The following is an 18344-nucleotide window of genomic DNA, read 5'->3' as shown; positions in this document are numbered from 1 at the left end:
TTGTAATCAATGTGAAACCCGAAGATTTTATGGCAACGCAACACCCCTCAAGGGTGTCCTGGGCGCATGTCGTCTTCCGGCGTTGCCATGAAAACGTCAGCGCCGCAACGCGAAAGCATCAGTTCAGACTGTTGCGATAAAAGTGGTGGGAAGTGTTGTAGAGACCGCGGCGCAACTCCACCGGCTTGTCGCCGTAGGTGAAGGAGAGCCGCTCCACGCTCAGCAGCGGACTGCCGGGCGTCACCTGCAGCAGCGCGGCGGCGTCTTCCTCCGCCGCGACCGCACGGATCTTTTCCTGCGCCCGGATCATGGGCACGTTGAATTCGGTTTCGAGCAGGCTGTAGAACGGGCCGCGATGCTCGAGCAGCCGCTCGGTCGTCAGCCCCTTGAACAGCGTGCCGGGCAGCCAGATGTCGTCGAGCACGACCGGATGCCCCCCGCTGTGCAGCAGGCGGCGGATCTCGATCACGGGATCGCCGGCGCGCAGCTGCATCAGCCTGGCGATGAAGGCCGGCGCACGCTGGCGCTTGCAGTCCAGCAGCTGGCGGCCGAGCGACGAGGCCTCTTCCGCATCCGGCGTCAGCCGCAGGAAGCGGTATTGCTGCTGCTGTTCCGCATGGGTGGCGACGAAGGTGCCCTTGCCCTGCTTGCGGACCAGCAGGTTGTCGGCGGCCAGTTCGTCGACGGCCTTGCGCACGGTGCCCTGGCTCACCCCGAAGCGGGCCGCCAGGTCCATCTCGCTGGGGATGGTCTCCCCCGCCTTCCATTCGCCGGCCTGCAGCCCCTTCAGGATCAGCCCCTTGATCTGGCGATACAGCGGGCTGAACGACGGCGCGGCTTCCGCGCGCGCCAGCTCATTGAGCGGCGTCACGGGGTGGACCGGTGCGGCGGGGGGCGACATGGGGCGCGATTCGAGCACAAACCCGAAGACAGCGTCCACCCTCCAGAGGGAGTCCGACCGGATTAGTCTTATATAAGACAGAAGAGTGTCAGTTCCGCGCAATGGTCATGCGCTACTTTTGGGGGCAACTCCCCAGACCGGTGGGCGAAGAAGACCCTTTCGCGATCCGTGCCGGGGCCGCGCTGTCCTACACTTGCCGCCGCTGGCGCGGACTGCGCCTCACGCATCATTCACTCGCACTTCTCGGAGACCCTGATGAGCAAGAAACCCGTTCGCGTCGCCGTCACCGGCGCCGCCGGCCAGATCGGCTATGCCCTGCTGTTCCGCATCGCTTCCGGCGAGATGCTGGGCAAGGACCAGCCCGTCATCCTGCAACTGCTGGAGATCCCCGACGAGAAGGCCCAGAACGCGCTCAAGGGCGTGATCATGGAGCTGGAAGACTGCGCCTTCCCGCTGCTGGCCAGCATCGAGGCCCACAGCGACCCGATGACCGCCTTCAAGGACACCGACTACGCGCTGCTGGTCGGCTCGCGTCCGCGCGGCCCGGGCATGGAACGCTCGGAACTGCTGTCGATCAACGGCGCCATCTTCACCGCGCAGGGCAAGGCCCTGAACGCCGTGGCCTCGCGCAACGTCAAGGTGCTGGTGGTCGGCAACCCGGCCAACACCAACGCCTACATCGCGATGAAGTCGGCCCCGGACCTGCCGGCCAAGAACTTCACCGCCATGCTGCGCCTGGACCACAACCGCGCCGCCTCGCAGATCGCCGCCAAGACCGGCAAGCCGGTCGCCGGCATCGAGAAGCTGGCCGTGTGGGGCAACCACTCGCCGACGATGTACGCGGACTACCGCTTCGCCACGATCGACGGCCAGTCGGTCAAGGCCCTGATCAACGATGAAGAGTGGAACCGCACGACGTTCCTGCCGACCGTCGGCAAGCGCGGCGCCGCGATCATCGCCGCCCGCGGCCTGTCGTCGGCCGCCTCGGCCGCCAACGCCGCCATCGATCACATGCGCGACTGGGCCCTGGGCACCAACGGCAAGTGGGTCACGATGGGCGTGCCGTCCAACGGCGAATACGGCATCCCGAAGGACGTCATGTTCGGCTACCCGGTGACGGTCGAGAACGGCGAGTACAAGATCGTCGAAGGCCTGGAGATCGACGAGTTCTCGCAAGGCGCGATCAAGAAGACGCTGGACGAACTGCTGGAAGAGCAGAACGGCGTGAAGCACCTTCTCTGAACCACCCCTACCGCCTTCGGCGGCCCCTCAAGGGGCGGCTCCGAGGCCTGGCAGAGCCAGATCCTCGTGCCCTGCTTGATAGGGACCAGGCTTCGCCGGTCCGTCGCTGAAGGCAGTATCGTTGGGCCGACCTTCGTAAGAAGGCCGGCCCTTCTTCCTTCCAGACCTCCTCATCGCCCCCCTCATCGCATGAGCACCCTCCTCACCCCCGCCCAGGCCCTGTTTGAAGAAGGCCAGGCGCCCGTCGTGCTGCCGGTCGTCGATCACTACTGCGGCGTCGAGGCGCGCATACTCAAGAGCCTTGAACTGCAGGTGCGGATGGGGCCGGTCTTCGACATCACGCTGGATTGCGAGGACGGCGCGCCCGTCGGCGGCGAGGCCGAGCACATGCTGCTGGTGCTGCACCTGCTGAACGGATCGCTGAACGCGCATGGACGCGTCGGCGTGCGGGTGCATCCGTTCAGGCATCCGGCCTTCGAGGCCGACGTCGAGGCGGTGATCGCCGGCGGCGGCGAGAAGCTCGCCTTCCTGATGATCCCGAAGCCCGAAGGCATCGAGGATCTGAGCCGCGCGATCGCCTTCATCGACGACTGCCTGAAGCGCCACGCGATCAGGAAGCCGCTGCCGCTGCACACGCTGATCGAGACGCACGGCGCGCTGCGCGACGTGATGGCGATCGCCGCGCATCCGCGCATCGAATCGCTCTCGTTCGGCCTGATGGATTTCGTGTCCGCGCATCGCGGCGCGATCCCGCGCTCGGCGCTGACGGTCGAGGGCCAGTTCACGCACCCGCTGGTGCAACGCGCGAAGCTGGCGATCTCCGCCGCCGCGCACAGCTACGGCAAGACGCCGTCGCACTGCGTCGTCACCGAGTTCAAGAGCGAACGCGCGATCCAGTCCGCCGCCGAGCGCGCCGCGCGCGAGTTCGGCTACACGCGGATGTGGAGCATCCATCCGAACCAGATCCAGCCGATCATCGATGCCTTCGCGCCCAGCGTCGCGGAGATCGACGAAGCCATCGACATCCTGCAGACCGCGCAGGCCGCGCAGTGGGCGCCGATCCAACACCGCGACATGCTCCATGACCGCGCCAGTTACCGCCTGTTCTGGCACCTGCTGCAGCGCGCGCACGGCACCGGGCAGAGCCTGCCGACAGAGGTCGAGCAAGCGTGGTTTGCGCCGCATCCATCGCCCCCGTGACGGCATGAACACCCCGTGAAGACCCTAGCAACGATCAACGGTTTGACACATTAAATCCCCGCTTCAGGGGACGCGCGCGCAGTCACAATCGCGCATCGCCGAGCTCCGGCGTTTCGTTTTTCCGGCCGTTGCTTCGGCTGGTGATTCAAGGTCCCTCAGGTCCAACTTTCACGTCCTCCTCATGCGACTGACCGCCCTCCTCCTTTCCGGCGCCGCTGCCGCCGCGCTGACGCTGACCACCGGCATCGCCACCGCCCAGCCCGCCGCCAACACTGGTACCGCCAAGCCCGCCGCCACCACTGGTGCCGCCAAGCCCGCGGCACCGGCCAAGACGGCCAAGCCCGCACCGGCGAAGACCGCCGCCAAGAAGCCGGCCGCCAAGACGCCCGTCCCGCCGCCTCCGCTGCCAGAAGCGAACGAGGAACAGCTGGCCGCCGCCAAGCGCGCCTACCTGGGCCTGTACGAGTGCGAGTTCAAGCAGTCGATCACCATCGAGCCGAACACCAAGGACGTGGGCTACATCAACGTGGCCTTCAAGAAGGACACCTTCGTGATGAAGCCCGTGCTGTCGACCACCGGCGCCCTGCGCCTGGAAGACGTCACCGGCCGCACGCTGATGGTCCAGATCGCCAACAAGTCGATGCTGCTGGACGTCAAGGCCGGTCAGCGCCTGGTCGACGAATGCGTCCACCCGGAGCAACGCGCCGCGATCGAAGCCGCGCGTTCCGCCTCGGCCCCCGCCGGGGGTGGCCTGGGCATCACGCCGAGCGCGCAGTAAAGCCTTCGCGCCCGCTGGACGAAGCCGCCTCTCGAGGCGGCTTTTTTCTTGGCCGCCGCTCGCGGGGGAGGCCGGTACCCCCTTCCGCTCCACACGTCTCCTCACGCTCGACAGTTACGCGGCAGGGGGTACCGGCCCCCCCCGCTCGGACCGTTGACCGCCCCATATCCATACTGCGGGGGTCGGGCTTCAAGGGGAGACGCTGGCTTTCATGGGCTGAAAGTACGTACAATTCGTGCATACTTTCTGATTCATACCGTTCGTGCGACGCCGCACCGAACGGTCATGAATCCGCCAGAGCCGTCGTCTAATCTCCCAGCATCGCCAGGAGCCCGCATGGAAGCCACCGTCGCCGAACGAGGTCAGATCACCCTGCCCAAGGCCGTGCGCGACGCGCTGGGCCTGACCAAGGGCACGACGCTCAAGGTCGAGCTCGACGGCGCGCGCATCATCCTGCGCAAGAACGTCGACGACGCCATCTCCCGCGCTCGCGGCCGCTTCAAGCTGCCCGAAGGCACCGCCACCGACGACGTGATGCGCGACCTGCGCGGCCGCGCGCCGGACGAGTCCACCGACGCCTGACATGATCGCCGTCGACAGCTCCGTCCTCATCGACCTCCTGGGCGACGCGCCCGGCGCGGACGCGGCAGAAGCCGCCCTGCGCCTGGCGCTGTCCAGCGGCCCGGTGGTGCTGTGCGACGTCGTGCTGTCCGAGGTGACCGCCGGCCTGGGCCACGGTTCCGAGGTGATGGACGCGCTGGAGGAGATGGGCCTGAGCTTCCTGGCCATCGACCAGCGCGCCGCGATCCGCGCCGGCGAGATGCAACGCAAGTTCAAGCAACGGCTGGCCGACAAGGGGGCGGACGCCTCGTCGTCGCGCGCCATGCCCGACTTCCTGGTGGGCGCGCACGCGATGCTGCAGTGCGACGGCCTGATCACCCGCGACCAGGGATTCTTCCGCGACTATTTCAAGGGCCTCAAGGTCATCGTGCCCAGCGCACCGTGACCGACGACAGACCCGCTTTTCCGACCCAAGCAAAGACCACAGAGACTGGAGTTCGCATGCTGCAAGCCTACCGCCAACACGAAGCCGAACGCGCCGCGCTCGGCATTCCGCCGCTGCCACTCGACGCCAAGCAGGTGGCCGAGCTGATCGAACTGATCAAGACCCCGCCCGCCGGTGAAGACGCCTTCCTGCTGGACCTGCTGACCCACCGCGTGCCCCCGGGCGTGGACGACGCCGCCAAGGTCAAGGCCAGCTTCCTGGCCGCCGTCGCGCACGGCGACCTGAAGGTGGGCCTGATCTCCAAGTCCAAGGCCACCGAGCTGCTGGGCACCATGGTCGGCGGCTACAACGTGCATCCGCTGATCGAGCTGCTGGACGACGCGGAAGTCGCCGGCGTCGCCGCCGAGGGTCTGAAGAAGACCCTGCTGATGTTCGACTACTTCAACGACGTCGCGACCAAGGCCAAGGCGGGCAACGCCAAGGCCAAGGAAGTGATGCAGAGCTGGGCCGACGCGGAGTGGTTCACCTCGCGCCCCGAAGTCCAGAAGAAGATCACCGTCACCGTCTTCAAGGTGCCCGGCGAGACCAACACCGACGACCTGTCGCCGGCGCCGGACGCCTGGAGCCGCCCCGACATCCCGCTGCACTACCTGGCGATGCTGAAGAACACGCGTCCGGACGCGGCCTTCAAGCCCGAGGAAGACGGCAAGCGCGGCCCGATGCAGTTCATCGAGGAACTGAAGAAGAAGGGCCACGTCGTGGCCTACGTCGGCGACGTCGTCGGCACGGGCTCGTCGCGCAAGTCGGCGACCAACTCGGTGATCTGGGCCACCGGCCAGGACATCCCCTTCGTCCCGAACAAGCGCTTCGGCGGCGTGACGCTGGGCGGCAAGATCGCGCCGATCTTCTTCAACACGCAGGAAGACTCGGGCTCGCTGCCGATCGAGGTCGACGTCAGCAAGCTGGAGATGGGCGACGTCATCGACGTGCTGCCGTATGAAGGCAAGCTGGTGAAGAACGGCGAGACCGTCACCGAGTTCAAGCTCAAGAGCGACGTGCTGTTCGACGAAGTGCGTGCCGGCGGCCGGATCAACCTGATCATCGGCCGCTCGCTGACCGCCAAGGCGCGTGAGTTCCTGGGCCTGCCCGCCTCGACGCTGTTCCGCCTGCCGCAGGCGCCGGCCGAGACCAAGGCCGGCTTCACGCTGGCGCAGAAGATGGTCGGCCGCGCGGTCGGCCTGCCGGAAGGTCAAGGCGTGCGTCCGGGCACCTACTGCGAGCCCAAGATGACGACCGTCGGTTCGCAGGACACGACCGGCCCGATGACCCGCGACGAGCTGAAGGACCTGGCCTGCCTGGGCTTCTCGGCCGACCTGGTGATGCAATCCTTCTGCCACACCGCGGCCTACCCGAAGCCGGTGGACGTCAAGACGCACCGCGAGCTGCCCGCCTTCATCTCCAACCGGGGCGGCGTGTCGCTGCGTCCGGGCGACGGCGTGATCCACAGCTGGCTGAACCGCCTGCTGCTGCCCGACACCGTCGGCACCGGCGGCGACTCGCACACGCGTTTCCCGATCGGCATTTCGTTCCCGGCGGGTTCGGGCCTGGTCGCCTTCGGCGCGGCCACCGGCGTGATGCCGCTGGACATGCCGGAATCGGTGCTGGTGCGCTTCAAGGGTGAGATGCAGCCGGGCGTGACGCTGCGCGACCTGGTGCACGCGATCCCGCTGTACGCGCTCAAGGCCGGTCTGCTGACCGTCGCCAAGGCCGGCAAGAAGAACATCTTCTCGGGCCGCATCCTGGAGATCGAAGGCCTGCCCGACCTGAAGGTCGAGCAAGCGTTCGAGCTGTCCGACGCGTCGGCCGAGCGCTCCGCCGCCGGCTGCACGATCAAGCTGAATCCGGCGCCGATCAAGGAGTACCTGAGCTCCAACGTCGTCCTGATGAAGAACATGATCGCCGACGGCTACGCCGACGCGAAGACGCTGCAGCGCCGCATCGAGAAGGTCGAAGCCTGGCTGGCCAAGCCCGAGCTGCTGGAAGCCGACAAGGACGCCGAATACGCGGCCGTGATCGAGATCGACCTGGCCGACATCACCGAGCCGATCGTCTGCTGCCCGAACGACCCGGACGACGCGAAGGTGCTGTCCGAAGTCGCCGGCACCAAGATCGACGAGGCCTTCATCGGCTCGTGCATGACCAACATCGGTCACTTCCGCGCGGCGGCCAAGCTGCTGGGCGGCCAGCGCGACATCCCGGTCAAGCTGTGGGTCGCGCCGCCGACCAAGATGGACCAGAGCGAGCTGATCAAGGAAGGCCACTACGCCGCCTTCGGCACGGCCGGTGCGCGCACCGAGATGCCGGGCTGCTCGCTGTGCATGGGCAACCAGGCGCAGGTCCGCGAGGGCGCGACAGTGATCTCCACCTCCACGCGCAACTTCCCCAACCGTCTGGGCAAGAACACCAACGTGTTCCTGGGCTCGGCCGAGCTGGCCGCCATCGCGTCCCGCCTGGGCCGCCTGCCGACCAAGGAGGAGTACCTCAAGGACATGGGCGTGATCGATGCCGACAAGGCGAGCGTCTACCGCTACATGAACTTCGACCAGATCGAGGAATACGCGGAAACGGCGAAGTCGGTGGCGTGATGCCACGAGCGACCTGACGGTCGCTCGATCGCGAGATCGGCGGGGGATGTGGAGTCCCCTGCCCCTCGCCAAAGAACAAGGGCCCGGAGGTGCGAACCTCCGGGCCCTTTGCATTGGCGATTGCGACCATGACGTCGCCGCGGCGCGGGCGTTGCGCCCGGGCCGGAATGCTCAGCCGCCGATGACGCCGCAGGCGACACGCGCCCCGCCACCGCCCAGCGGCGCGGGATGGTCGGAGTGGTTGTCACCGCCCATGTGGACCATCAGCGCGTGCCCCTTCACCTCGTCGATCTTCTTCAGGCGCGGCGACAGCACCGGGTTCGTCGCCTGGCCCTCGTGCGACACGTACAGCGGCGGCAGGTCGCCCAGGTGGCCGTCGCCCCACGGCTCGCCGTGGCGCTTGCTGCCCAGCGGATCGAAGTGCCCGCCCGCGGCGCCGGCCGGCGTGACCGTGCCGTTGGCCGTCGATGGCGCGCACGAGGGGTTCTCATGCACGTGGAAGCCGTGCACGCCGTGCGGCAGTCCGGTCAGTTGCGGATAGAACGCCAGGCCGTAGGGCGTCTCCACGATGCGCACCGTGCCGACCGAGGGGCCGGCGCCGTCCGCCTGCGCGGCGGCGAGGTTCACGGTCAGCTCGGCGGCATGGGCCGCCGCCACGGCGCCGCAGGACACGAACAGGCCCAGGCACAACGACTTCACGAGGTTCATTCAAAGCTCCTTGGTTTACCAACCACCCTTGGCCACGTACTTGTTGCCGTTGGCCTGGTAGCGCGCGATGGCTTCCTTCAGCTCCGTGTGCTGCTCGCAGGACGACTTGCACTCGGTGGCCAGCGAAGCCAGGCGGGCCTGCGCCTTCGGCAGGTCGCCCTTCATCAGGTAGAGCTCGCCAGAGTACTCCAACGCGTTGCGGTGATGGGGATCGATGCGCAGCGCCTCGTCGTAGTAGCGCTCCGACGCGGCCAGATCCGGATTGCCGGCCTTGCGCGACACATAGCCCATCAGGTTGTTCCAGTCCGCGCTGCGACGGTCGTCGACGCGCTTCAGTTCATCGCGAGCGGCTTCCCATTGACGGGATTGGATCAACTGGCGTGCGATGGTCAGCGTGTTCGCCGCCGGCGCCGGAGCAGCCGATGGCGGCGGCGACATGTCGGCCGCCTGCGCGGATGGCATCGAACCGGCCAGCGCCCAGACGGCGGCCACCAGGGACAGCAGCTTCATAGTCTTCATGTGTTGCTCCTCAAGCGTGATGCAGGACATCCTGCTCTTTGACTTACGGGCTTGTCATGACGGCGGACGCACCCGGCTTCGTAAATTCGTTGTAACGATTCGTCGGGCGCCCGCGCCTTTGCATCGCCCTCATCCAGGCCTCATCCAGGCCACAACCAGGCCTCACCCAGGCCTCATCCGGTCCTCACCCAGGCCTCATCCGGTCCTCACCCCGGCCACTGGTGTCCTCCTCCGCACTCGTCCTCCTGAACTCACCACACCTTGACGCAGGCCCCTTCGAGCACAAACGCCGACGGCGTGGTCGGTGCCGGTCCATCGCCCGCCTCCAGGCTGATCGCGACGCGACTCACGCTGAAGAAGAGCTTCTCGGATTCGGCCGGCAAGGCTATCTGCGTCTGGCCCGATGGCGAGACCGTGCCGACCACGAACGGCGCACCGTCCTTCGGGATGGCCCACAAGGTGGCGCGACGGCCTTCAGGCACGGCGATGGGACGCAGCACCTTCACGGTGAGCAGCTTGCCGTGGCGCTTCGAACTCACGACAACGGAGGGTGGCGCGGCTTGCGCGCCGAGCACGCCGACATAGCTCGCAGGCAGCGCCTCCGACGCGGTCTCCAGACCCACCGTGGTGGGCACGGTCTTCACGAGGACCACCGCGAGCAGCATCCCGGCCAGGACGCCGCCGGCGGCGCGACCGGAAAGCCAACCCAGCACCGTGCCGAGGACGCCACTCGACTTGGGCGCCTGCGATGCCTGAGTGCGCGGGAACAGACGCTGCTCGATGCCCTGCCACGTCGTGACGGGCGGCTGGATCAGCACCGGCGAACGCTCCATGACCGCCAGGCGCTGCTCCCACTGCGCAACCGCGGCAGCGATCGGCCGGGAGTCGCGCATCAGCGCGACGAAGCGACGTCGCGCAGGTCCCTGCAGCGTGCCGAGCGCGTACTCGCGCGCCAGATGCTCCACCAGCTCGGGTCGGTCGTAGTTCATGGCGCGGTCACTCCACCGGCTTCGAGGCAGGCCTTGAGGCGGTCGAGCCCCCGGCGCACCCACGCCTTGATCGTGCCGAGCGGCGCATGGAGCGCCTCGGCGATCTCGGTGTGGACCATGCCGCGGTAGTACGCGAGCGCCAGGGCCTGGCGCTGCTGCGCGGACAACGCCTGCATGCAGGCCCCGATGCGGGCGTCGGCGAGGTTCTGCTCGAGGAGCTGCAGCGGTTCGCCGGCCGCGTCCGCCGGCACGGCGAGCGCGTCTTCGTCGAGCTCGACCGAGTGCTCGTCCTCGTTGCGGCGCGAGCGCAGCTGGTCGATGGCCTTGTTGCGGACGATGTTGATCATCCAGGTCATCGGCGTGCCGGCGTCGGGCCGGTAGGCCTGCGCGTGGTGCCAGATGCTCACGTAAGCCTCCTGGAGGTTCTCCTCCGCGCGCTGTTCGTTCCTCAACATACGCAAGGAGACGGAGAACAGATGCGCGCTCGTCAGTCGATAGACGAGCTCGAAGGCCGCGCGGTCGCGCAGCGCCACGCGGGCCATCAGTTGGGGGAGATCTTGATTCGCTTGCATCGCCGGAGTCACAGCCAGGACCCGGGATGATCGGTCAAGCCGGACCTCACCGCGACGGGGCGGAACCCCAAAAGAGGTAGTCGGCGGTGTAGTCGATCCGGACGGTCCGACCGGTGGCGGCGGCGACGCACTCCTGCGCCGGCGGCGCGACGCCGCCCACGGTGTGGATGCGCTGCACGGCGTCGACGGGATCGAGGCCGCCGGAACCGCTGCGCGACTTCACCGTCAGCAGCAGCCAGGGAATGGCGCCCGCCGTCGGCGCCGGCGACGATGCCTTGGCCTGGCCGACGATGCGGGAGCCATCCTCCAGGCGCCAGAACGGTCCGGCGCCGTGGTCGCCGAGCTTGGCATTGCGCGCGTCGAAGAGCGTCGCCTCGGGCCCGCGGAACTGCCACTCCCAGGCGCCGTTGGCGGCCTGGGCGCACTCGTAGATCTGGACGCCGATGGCATGGACCTGGAGAAGCATCCGCGAGCCGTCCGCGGGCCGAAGCGACGGTGGGACGTCGGGGACCTTCACCGCGATCGCGTTCGCGGTCGCAGTCGACGGATCGGGCAGGCGGGCCAGCACGTCCGCGGACGGTCGGGAGGCCTGCGCGCTCGCGCAGGCGGCGAGCGCGAGAACGGACAAGACGGCAGCGGTGATGCGCTTCATGGAAATCTCCTGGGTAGGAAGGCAGAAGGAGCGGCGTCAGTGCCGCACCTCATCCACTTACGGAGAGGGATCCGAAACGGACGCACCCGTCTTACAGACCCCGCACCATCTCCACGTGCGCGATCCCCGCCTCCTCGAACACCGGCCCGCGCCGCTGGAACCCCGCGCGCGTGTAGAACCCTTCGGCGCTGAGCTGCGCATGCAGCAGCACCTCGCGGTAGCCCTGCTCGCGGCCGGCCTGCATCAGCGCATCCAGCACCTGGCGGCCGACGCGGCTGCCGCGCATCGGCGACAGCACCGCCATCCGCCCGATCTTGGCCACCCCCGGCACGTGCTCCAGCAGCCGGCCCGTCGCCAGCGGCCGGCCCAGCCGGTTGTAGGCCACCGCGTGTGTGCAACTCTCGTCGGCGGCGTCCCACTCCATCTCGGCGGGGATCTTCTGCTCCTCGACGAAGACAGCCTGGCGGATGCGGTGCGCGTCCTCGCCCACCGTCGCCCAGTTGCCCACGCGCGCCTCGGTCATCGCCTCGCCGCGCTCGAAGCCCAGCAGCAGGTCGCGCAGCGCCTGGGGCACCGCCTTGGGCACGCGCGCCACCGGATCCGCGAAGACATAGACCAGCTCGCCGTGCACCAGGCACTCGTCGCCGCGGAACACCGCGCAGCTCACCGTCAGCGAGCTCGTGCCCACGCGTTCCGTGCGCACGCCGATGTCGAGCAGCTCGTCGTAATGCGCCGAGCCGAGGTACTCGATCGTCGACTTGCGGACGAAGAGATCGCCCTCCAGCGCCTGCATCGTCGGCGCGTAGGGCAGCGCCAGCGCGCGCCAGTAGCCGCCGACCGCCGTGTCGAAGTAGGTCAGGTAGTGGCCGTTGAAGACGATCTGCTGCGCGTCGATCTCGGCCCAGCGCACGCGCAGGCGTTCGAAGAAGCGGAAGCGGTCGCGGGTCAGGGCGTGGGGCGCGGTGGTGCTCATGCGGAAGCCCCGGTCGGGGTCGAGGAAGTCGTCGTCCCGGAAGCGGGATCGGAAGCGGGATCGGAGGCGCGATCGGAAACAGGAACGGAAACAGGAACGGGAGCAGGAACGGAAACCGGCGCCGGCAGGCCGAAGGCCGTCCTCAGCGCGTCCGCGCAGGCATCGAGCGCCTGCTCGGCCTCCGGAATGCTACGACCCATCTTGATGAAGTCGTGTGTCACGCCGCGGTAGAGCTCCAGCCGCACCTCGTTGCCGCTGGCGCGCAGCAGGTCGGCGTAGGCGATGCCTTCGTCGATCAGCGGATCGGCCTCGGCCAGGATGAGCGTGGCGGGCGCCAGGTCCTCGTGGTCCTCGGCCTGCAGCGGCGCGAAGCGCCAGTCGTCGCGCTGTTCCGTCGGGATGTACTGGTTGAAGAACCAGGCGATCGTGTCGGCGTCCAGCAGATGGCCCTTTGCGAAGCGGCGGTGCGAGTCGGTGTCCGCATGCGCGGTCGCACCGGGCGTGATCAGCAGCTGCATCACCAGCGACAGGCCCAGGCGGTCACGGATGTCGCGCGCATGCAGCGCCGTCACCGCGGCCAACGTGCCGCCGGCGCTGTCGCCGCCGACGGCGATGCGCGCGCGGTCCAGGCCCAGGTCGGCGGCCGCGGTCGCCAGCCATGCCAGCGCGGCCCAGCAGTCGTCGACCGCGGCCGGGAACGGGTGGTCCGGCGCCAGGCGGTAGTCGACCGCGATCACCGCGGCGCCGGTGCGCAGCGCCAGCTGGCGGCACAGGCTGTCGTGGGTCTCGAGGCTGCCGATGACGAAGCCGCCGCCGTGGAAGTACAGCAGCACCGGCAGGCCGCGCGCGTCCCGCGCGGCCGCGTCCTCACGCGTGAACGGGGCGTAGAGGCGCGCGGCGATGTCGCCGGCGGGACCGGGGATTGCCAGATTCTCGATGCGCGGCAGCGGCGCCCGCGGCAGGTCCAGGATCTCGGCGCCCATGAGGTAGGCGATGCGGGCCTGCCTGGGCGTGAGGCTGTGGAACGACGGGCGGTTGGCGCGGTGGATGCGCTCCAGCACCGCGGCCATCCGCGGTGTCAACAAGGTGCTACTCAACGGGAACTCCAGGACGTAGGCTCGGCTGCTGCCAAACCCCAATCGCGGGATTCTCCCAGACCCCGCGGGCCCGCGCCGATGCGGCCCGCCATCACCAGGCAAAGGACGTCGCCCATGGCCCTGATCCAGTACCTCACCCACATCCATCTGGAGGCCGGCGCGCGCCGGCTGATCGGCGCGGAATGCGTGCGCGCCGGCATCACCAGGCCGCTGATCGTCACCGACAAGGGCGTGCGCGCGGCCGGCGTGCTGGACCTGGTGCTCGAGGCCTGGGCCGCGTCGCCGATCGACGCGGCCGCCCTGCCCGTCTACGACGGTACGCCGCCCAACCCGACCGAGGCCGCCGTGCGCGAAGCCGTCGAGCGCTTCCGCGCCCACGGCTGCGACGGGCTGATCGCCGTCGGCGGCGGCTCCAGCATCGACCTGGCCAAGGGGGTGGCGATCGCCGCGAGGCACGACGGCCCGCTGACACGCTACGCCACCATCCTCGGCGGCGCCGGCAACATCACGTCCCAGGCCGTGCCGCTGATCGCGGTGCCGACGACCGCGGGCACCGGCTCCGAGGTCGCGCGCGGCGCGATCATCATCGTGGACGACGGCCGCAAGCTCGGCTTCCACAACTGGGAGCTGATGCCCAAGTCGGCGGTCTGCGATCCGGAGCTGACGCGCAAGCTGCCCGCCTCGCTGACGGCCGCCACCGGCATGGACGCGATCGCGCACTGCATGGAGACCTTCATGTCCTCGGCCTTCAATCCGCCGGCCGACGGCATCGCGCTGGAAGGTCTGCGCCGCGGCTGGCGCCAGATCGAACGCGCCACCACGCACCCCGACGACATCGACGCCCGCCTGGACATGATGGCCGCGAGCACGATGGGCGCGCTCGCCTTCCAGAAGGGGCTGGGCTGCGTGCACTCGCTGAGCCACGCGCTCGGCGGGCTCATGCCCAGGCTGCACCACGGCACGCTGAACGCGGTGTTCCTGCCGGCGGTGATCCGCTTCAACGGGATGCACGACTCGATGCGGCGCGACGACAAGATCGCCCGCATGGGCCATGCGATGAACCTGCAGGCAGGCACGCCGGCCGACGAGCTCGCCGCCGCCGTCAAGGCGATGAACCAGCGGCTGGGACTGCCCGCCAGCCTTGGCGAGATGGGCGTGACGGTCGATCTCTACGAGCAGATCGTCGACCGCGCGCTGCACGACCACACCCACAAGACCAATCCGCGCGAAGCTTCCGCAAGCGACTACCGGAAGATGCTGGACGAGTCCCTGTGATCTACCAACTGGTAGATCACCCGTAGAATCGGGGGCTCCTTCATCCGATGCAGACCCCATGACCGTCGAGCTCTCCCCCAAGGCTGCCGAGATCGTCGCGCATACGCGATCGCTGCTGGTCTCGGGCGGCTACAACAGCTTCAGCTACGCCGACCTGGCCGAACGCGTCAGCATCACCAAGGCCAGCATCCATCACCACTTCCCGAGCAAAGCGGTGCTGGTCCAGCGCGTCGTCTCGCTCTATCGCGAGGAAGCGAGGAACGGCCTTGCCGGCCTGGTGCGGAAGATCGACAACCCGGTGGCCGAGCTCAACGCCTACGCGGACTACTGGGCCGGCTGCATCCGCAGCGGCGAGCACCCGTTCTGCATCTGCGCGATGCTCGCCACCGAGATGCCGACCATCCCCGAGGAAGTCGCGATCGAGGTGCGAGGCCATTTCCACGATCTGGGTGCGTGGCTCGCGTCCGTGCTCAAGCGCGGCGTCGCGGCCGGACAGTTCCACCTGCCCGGCAGCCCGGCGAACTCGGCGCGCGCGTTCATGGCGGTCGTGCACGGGGCCATGCTGGTGGCCCGCGCCGTGGACGACCCGAAGGCGTTCGCCGCTGTCGTGCAGCCGGCCATCCTCAAGCTGACGCAAGCGGCCTGACGCCCTGCTCCGGCGGCGAGGACCGCTCAGATTTCGCGAGCCTCCAAATCCGCGTCCTGCCGATGGCCGCTCCGACGGACTGCACCGACCCTGGCGGCTCCCTCCCGCAGGACCAGTCCGATGAAGCACACCGTCCGCAAGGCGCAGACGTCGACCTCCGCGCCATCCCAGGCAGCCGCCTCGAAGGTGTCCGCCAGCGGCGCGGCCAGCCAGGCGATCGCTGCAACGCCGCGGGCCGTGGCCCAGCGTTCACTGATCCGGCAGCTGTTCGGCGACCCGTCGCGATCGGGTGATCGCGTCGACGCCGGCCGCCCCGCCTTGTCCACCCGTCCCCCGGCGAGCGCCTGGGTGGCGCAGCTCGAGCACTTCCCCGCGGACAGGACGGACGGGACGCTCGACACGCTGCACGCGACGATCCCGAAGGGCGACAACGGAGAGACGGAGGACATCTCCGGCACCGAGCTCCAGAAACGGATCCTGGCGTTGGCCGGAGGCATGGGCACCGCCGGCGGCTACCGGCTGGGTTCCTTCCTCTACGGACGGGACAAGACCCTCACGCGCAAGACGGACGACCACGCCGAAGAGGCGCTCGAAATGACACGGATCCCGACGAGCGAACGCGGCAAGATCGATCCCCTGCTGGTGCCCTTCGTCCGGGCCACGGTGGGGCACAACGGCCAGTTGGCCTACGTCGACCACAACGCCGAGCAGATCTTCGCGCATCACTACGTCGTCATCGACGTGGACTGCCAGTTCGACCGGCGCGGCAACGTGGGCTTCCACAAGGACAGCCGGGGGACCACGGTGTTCTTCAACCTGAGCTACAGCAACGCGGCGCCCATCCAGGGACCGGACCATTACGAGGACATCAAGGGGGACGCAGGCATGGAGCGCGACCTCCCGGGGGAGACTCAGCGCGACATCCAGGCGCGCAGACTCGCTCAACAGGACGTTCCGTTGTCCATCAAGTCACCGACCCTGGAGGCCAACGCGCTCATCGGCCTGTCCGATCCGAACAACTGGCATTCGACGCCGGTGCTCAACCATCGCCGACCGAGCACCATGAGCAGGGAAGACATGCTGAAGATCGTGGCCCCGCGCGTGCCCAAGGACACCGATCTGGGCGCGCTGTCCGACGCGACGCTGGCCGCCTATGTGATGGGCTGCTATCACACCCACAACCTCGAGGCGGCCGCGACCTCATCGTCACAAGACAAGCAGGCGCTTGTCGATCAGGCCCCCAAGCTGAAACGCCGGCTCAGCACGGCGCTCGACTCGGGAGACATCGCGCAGTCCGATCTGGACAAGGAGGCCAAGGCCCCGCGCAGCTTCATCCGGACCTGGGTCCGCTTCGTCCCCAAGCCCAAGTGAGGCCGCGCCGTGCGGTCCCGCCGCACGCTCGCCCGGATGCTCAGCGATCCTCCGGCGCCTTGCCTGTCGTCTTCACCGCGCGCAGGAAGTCGAAGTCGACGCCCTGGTCCGCCTGCGTGACGGTCTGCAGGAACAGCTTGCGATAGCCCCGCTCCGCCGTCGGCTCGACGACCGGGTGCTCGGCGGCACGCTTGGCCAGTTCCTCGTCGGAGACCAGCAGCGCGATCTCCCGGTCCTTCACGCTCAACCGGATGCGGTCGCCATTGCGCACGTGGGCGAGCGGGCCGCCCACGGCCGCCTCCGGCGTCACATGCAGCACGATCGTCCCGAAAGCCGTGCCGCTCATGCGGCCGTCGGACACGCGCACGATGTCCTTCACGCCGGCGCGCGCGAGCTTGCGCGGGATCGGGATGTAGCCCGCCTCGGGCATGCCCGGCGCGCCCTTCGGCCCGATGTTCTTCAACACCAGGATGTCGTCGGCGGTCACGTCGAGGTCGTCGCTGTCGATGCGCGCGGCGAGGTCCGCGCTGTTCTCGAAGACGACCGCCCTGCCCTCGTGCTCCATGAGCTTGGGATCCGCCGCCGACTGCTTGATGATCGCGCCGCCCGGCGCCAGGTTGCCGCGCAGCACGGCCAGGCCGCCCTGCGGATAGATCGGCCGGTCGAAGGTCCGCACGACGTCCTGCGCGAAGCCCTCGCCGGCGCGTTCGATCTCCTCGCCCAGCGTGCGGCCGGTGACCGTCAGCGCCTCCAGGCGCAGCAGCGGCTTGAGCTCGCGCAGCAGCGTCGCCATGCCGCCCGCGTGGTGGAAGTCCTCCATGTAATGCTGGCCCGACGGCTTCAGGTCGAGCAGCACCGGCGTCTCGCGCCCCAGGCGGTCGAGGCCCGCGAGGTCGATGTCGATGCCCATGCGGCCCGCGATCGCGGTCAGGTGCACGATGCCGTTGGTGGAGCCGCCGATCGCGAGCAGCACGCGCAGCGCGTTCTCGAACGCCGCCGGCGTCAGGATCTTGTCGATCGTCAGGCCCTTGCGCGCCAGCTCGACTGCCTGCGCGCCGGTCTGCTCGGCCACGCGGATGCGGTCCGCCGTGACGGCCGGCGGCGAGGCGCCGCCCGGCACCGTCATGCCGAGCGCCTCCGCCACGCAGGCCATCGTGCTGGCCGTGCCCATCACCGAGCAGGTGCCCACGCTCGCGACGAGCTGGTTGTTGACGTCGGCGATCTCCTGGTCGTCGATCTCGTCCGCGCGGTACTTGCCCCAGTAGCGGCGGCAGTCGGTGCAGGCGCCGACGCGCTCGCCGCGATGGCTGCCGGTCAGCATCGAGCCGGTGATCAGCTGGATCGCCGGAATGCCCGCGGACGCCGCGCCCATCAGCTGCGCCGGCACGGTCTTGTCGCAGCCGCCGATCAGCACCACCGCGTCCATCGGCTGCGCGCGCACCAGCTCCTCGGTGTCCATCGACATCAGGTTGCGCAGGTACATGCTGGTCGGGGCCGAAAAGCTCTCGTGCACCGAGATCGTCGGGAAGTCCATCGGCAGCCCGCCGGCGAGCATGATCCCGCGCTTCACCGCCTCCAGCAGCTGCGGCATGTTCCCGTGGCACGGGTTGTAGCTGCTGCCGGTGTTGGTGATGCCGATGACGGGGCGGTCCAGCGCGTCGTCCGTGTAGCCCGCGCCCTTGATGAAGGCCTTGCGCAGGAACAGCGAGAAGCCCTGGTCGCCGTAGTTGGTGAGGCCCTTCTTCAGGCCCTTGGGTTGATCGCTCACGA

Annotated in this window: 18 protein-coding genes; 9 read left to right on the top strand and 9 right to left on the bottom strand. The window is 68.6% G+C overall.

Annotated features, from left to right (window positions below; translation table 11 throughout):
* Positions 1-118 precede the first annotated feature (118 nt).
* On the bottom strand, positions 119-901 hold the full coding sequence (locus tag ACQ4L4_RS03960; RefSeq protein WP_431102892.1) for a GntR family transcriptional regulator: 783 nt from the start codon (positions 899-901) through the stop codon (positions 119-121).
* A 255-nt stretch (positions 902-1156) separates the two neighbouring features.
* Here ACQ4L4_RS03960 and ACQ4L4_RS03955 point away from each other — a divergent pair, with 255 nt between their 5' ends.
* From ACQ4L4_RS03955 to acnB, 6 genes are all read left to right on the top strand, one after another.
* The gene (locus ACQ4L4_RS03955; RefSeq protein WP_431102891.1) at positions 1157-2143 is read left to right on the top strand and encodes a malate dehydrogenase; all 987 of its coding nucleotides are present in this window, start codon (positions 1157-1159) and stop codon (positions 2141-2143) included.
* 189 nt (positions 2144-2332) lie between these two features.
* Positions 2333-3343 carry an HpcH/HpaI aldolase/citrate lyase family protein gene (locus tag ACQ4L4_RS03950; protein WP_431102890.1) on the top strand — a complete coding sequence of 337 codons (1011 nt, stop codon included), beginning with the start codon at positions 2333-2335 and terminating at the stop codon, positions 3341-3343.
* A gap of 181 nt (positions 3344-3524) precedes the next feature.
* Positions 3525-4121: a hypothetical protein gene (locus tag ACQ4L4_RS03945; RefSeq protein WP_431102889.1), complete on the top strand. Its 597-nt coding sequence runs from the start codon at positions 3525-3527 to the stop codon at positions 4119-4121.
* Positions 4122-4457: 336 nt separating this feature from the next.
* Positions 4458-4703 carry an AbrB/MazE/SpoVT family DNA-binding domain-containing protein gene (locus tag ACQ4L4_RS03940; RefSeq protein WP_377155558.1) on the top strand — a complete coding sequence of 82 codons (246 nt, stop codon included), beginning with the start codon at positions 4458-4460 and terminating at the stop codon, positions 4701-4703.
* A 1-nt stretch (position 4704) separates the two neighbouring features.
* Positions 4705-5127 (top strand): type II toxin-antitoxin system VapC family toxin, encoded by a 423-nt coding sequence (locus tag ACQ4L4_RS03935; RefSeq protein WP_431102887.1) that lies wholly within the window; start codon positions 4705-4707, stop codon positions 5125-5127.
* Between the two features lie 56 nt (positions 5128-5183).
* Positions 5184-7772 (top strand): bifunctional aconitate hydratase 2/2-methylisocitrate dehydratase, encoded by a 2589-nt coding sequence (acnB, locus tag ACQ4L4_RS03930; RefSeq protein WP_431102886.1) that lies wholly within the window; start codon positions 5184-5186, stop codon positions 7770-7772.
* 171 nt (positions 7773-7943) lie between these two features.
* On the opposite strand, the gene sodC is transcribed toward acnB, so the two are convergent.
* The 7 genes from sodC to ACQ4L4_RS03895 form a co-directional block, all read right to left on the bottom strand.
* The gene (sodC, locus tag ACQ4L4_RS03925; RefSeq protein WP_431102885.1) at positions 7944-8480 is read right to left on the bottom strand and encodes a superoxide dismutase [Cu-Zn] SodC; all 537 of its coding nucleotides are present in this window, start codon (positions 8478-8480) and stop codon (positions 7944-7946) included.
* 15 nt (positions 8481-8495) lie between these two features.
* Positions 8496-8999, bottom strand: a complete 504-nt coding sequence (locus ACQ4L4_RS03920) for a tetratricopeptide repeat protein (RefSeq protein ID WP_431102884.1) — start codon at positions 8997-8999, stop codon at positions 8496-8498.
* Between the two features lie 251 nt (positions 9000-9250).
* Complete coding sequence (locus ACQ4L4_RS03915) at positions 9251-9988, bottom strand: anti-sigma factor (protein ID WP_431102883.1); 738 nt, start codon at positions 9986-9988, stop codon at positions 9251-9253.
* Entirely contained in the window at positions 9985-10560 is a 576-nt protein-coding gene (locus ACQ4L4_RS03910) for a sigma-70 family RNA polymerase sigma factor (protein ID WP_431102881.1), read from the bottom strand. The genes ACQ4L4_RS03915 and ACQ4L4_RS03910 overlap by 4 nt, the downstream gene beginning before the upstream one ends.
* Before the next feature lie 46 nt (positions 10561-10606).
* Positions 10607-11212, bottom strand: coding sequence for a DUF3455 domain-containing protein (locus tag ACQ4L4_RS03905; protein ID WP_431102880.1), 606 nt, complete (start codon positions 11210-11212; stop codon positions 10607-10609).
* Between the two features lie 91 nt (positions 11213-11303).
* Positions 11304-12185, bottom strand: a complete 882-nt coding sequence (locus tag ACQ4L4_RS03900; RefSeq protein WP_431102879.1) for a YbgC/FadM family acyl-CoA thioesterase — start codon at positions 12183-12185, stop codon at positions 11304-11306.
* On the bottom strand, positions 12182-13255 hold the full coding sequence (locus ACQ4L4_RS03895; RefSeq protein WP_431104866.1) for an alpha/beta hydrolase: 1074 nt from the start codon (positions 13253-13255) through the stop codon (positions 12182-12184). Before ACQ4L4_RS03895 ends, ACQ4L4_RS03900 begins: the two co-directional genes overlap by 4 nt.
* Before the next feature lie 141 nt (positions 13256-13396).
* On the opposite strand from ACQ4L4_RS03895, the gene ACQ4L4_RS03890 reads away from it, so the two are divergent.
* From ACQ4L4_RS03890 to ACQ4L4_RS03880, 3 genes are all read left to right on the top strand, one after another.
* Positions 13397-14557, top strand: coding sequence for an iron-containing alcohol dehydrogenase (locus ACQ4L4_RS03890; protein WP_431102878.1), 1161 nt, complete (start codon positions 13397-13399; stop codon positions 14555-14557).
* Positions 14558-14615: 58 nt separating this feature from the next.
* Positions 14616-15203, top strand: a complete 588-nt coding sequence (locus tag ACQ4L4_RS03885) for a TetR/AcrR family transcriptional regulator (protein WP_431102876.1) — start codon at positions 14616-14618, stop codon at positions 15201-15203.
* Between the two features lie 120 nt (positions 15204-15323).
* Positions 15324-16574 (top strand): hypothetical protein, encoded by a 1251-nt coding sequence (locus ACQ4L4_RS03880; protein WP_431102875.1) that lies wholly within the window; start codon positions 15324-15326, stop codon positions 16572-16574.
* Positions 16575-16614: 40 nt separating this feature from the next.
* On the opposite strand, the gene ACQ4L4_RS03875 is transcribed toward ACQ4L4_RS03880, so the two are convergent.
* Positions 16615-18342: an IlvD/Edd family dehydratase gene (locus tag ACQ4L4_RS03875; protein ID WP_431102874.1), complete on the bottom strand. Its 1728-nt coding sequence runs from the start codon at positions 18340-18342 to the stop codon at positions 16615-16617.
* Positions 18343-18344 lie beyond the last annotated feature (2 nt).

The sequence above is a fragment of the Roseateles noduli genome (genome assembly GCF_050626985.1).
GTDB lineage: Bacteria > Pseudomonadota > Gammaproteobacteria > Burkholderiales > Burkholderiaceae_C > Roseateles > Roseateles noduli_A.
The sequence above is the reverse complement of the archived record's forward strand: the minus strand, read 5'-3'. Positions and strand labels throughout refer to the sequence as shown.

Bases quoted from the DNA above. Each gene is read 5' to 3' on its own strand.
- ACQ4L4_RS03960 (WP_431102892.1), bottom strand. From the start codon at position 901: ATGTCGCCCCCCGCCGCACCGGTCCACCCCGTGACGCCGCTCAATGAG.
- ACQ4L4_RS03955 (WP_431102891.1), top strand. From the start codon at position 1,157: ATGAGCAAGAAACCCGTTCGCGTCGCCGTCACCGGCGCCGCCGGCCAG.
- ACQ4L4_RS03950 (WP_431102890.1), top strand. From the start codon at position 2,333: ATGAGCACCCTCCTCACCCCCGCCCAGGCCCTGTTTGAAGAAGGCCAG.
- ACQ4L4_RS03945 (WP_431102889.1), top strand. From the start codon at position 3,525: ATGCGACTGACCGCCCTCCTCCTTTCCGGCGCCGCTGCCGCCGCGCTG.
- ACQ4L4_RS03940 (WP_377155558.1), top strand. From the start codon at position 4,458: ATGGAAGCCACCGTCGCCGAACGAGGTCAGATCACCCTGCCCAAGGCC.
- ACQ4L4_RS03935 (WP_431102887.1), top strand. From the start codon at position 4,705: ATGATCGCCGTCGACAGCTCCGTCCTCATCGACCTCCTGGGCGACGCG.
- acnB (WP_431102886.1), top strand. From the start codon at position 5,184: ATGCTGCAAGCCTACCGCCAACACGAAGCCGAACGCGCCGCGCTCGGC.
- sodC (WP_431102885.1), bottom strand. From the start codon at position 8,480: ATGAACCTCGTGAAGTCGTTGTGCCTGGGCCTGTTCGTGTCCTGCGGC.
- ACQ4L4_RS03920 (WP_431102884.1), bottom strand. From the start codon at position 8,999: ATGAAGACTATGAAGCTGCTGTCCCTGGTGGCCGCCGTCTGGGCGCTG.
- ACQ4L4_RS03915 (WP_431102883.1), bottom strand. From the start codon at position 9,988: ATGAACTACGACCGACCCGAGCTGGTGGAGCATCTGGCGCGCGAGTAC.
- ACQ4L4_RS03910 (WP_431102881.1), bottom strand. From the start codon at position 10,560: ATGCAAGCGAATCAAGATCTCCCCCAACTGATGGCCCGCGTGGCGCTG.
- ACQ4L4_RS03905 (WP_431102880.1), bottom strand. From the start codon at position 11,212: ATGAAGCGCATCACCGCTGCCGTCTTGTCCGTTCTCGCGCTCGCCGCC.
- ACQ4L4_RS03900 (WP_431102879.1), bottom strand. From the start codon at position 12,185: ATGAGCACCACCGCGCCCCACGCCCTGACCCGCGACCGCTTCCGCTTC.
- ACQ4L4_RS03895 (WP_431104866.1), bottom strand. From the start codon at position 13,255: ATGGCCGCGGTGCTGGAGCGCATCCACCGCGCCAACCGCCCGTCGTTC.
- ACQ4L4_RS03890 (WP_431102878.1), top strand. From the start codon at position 13,397: ATGGCCCTGATCCAGTACCTCACCCACATCCATCTGGAGGCCGGCGCG.
- ACQ4L4_RS03885 (WP_431102876.1), top strand. From the start codon at position 14,616: ATGACCGTCGAGCTCTCCCCCAAGGCTGCCGAGATCGTCGCGCATACG.
- ACQ4L4_RS03880 (WP_431102875.1), top strand. From the start codon at position 15,324: ATGAAGCACACCGTCCGCAAGGCGCAGACGTCGACCTCCGCGCCATCC.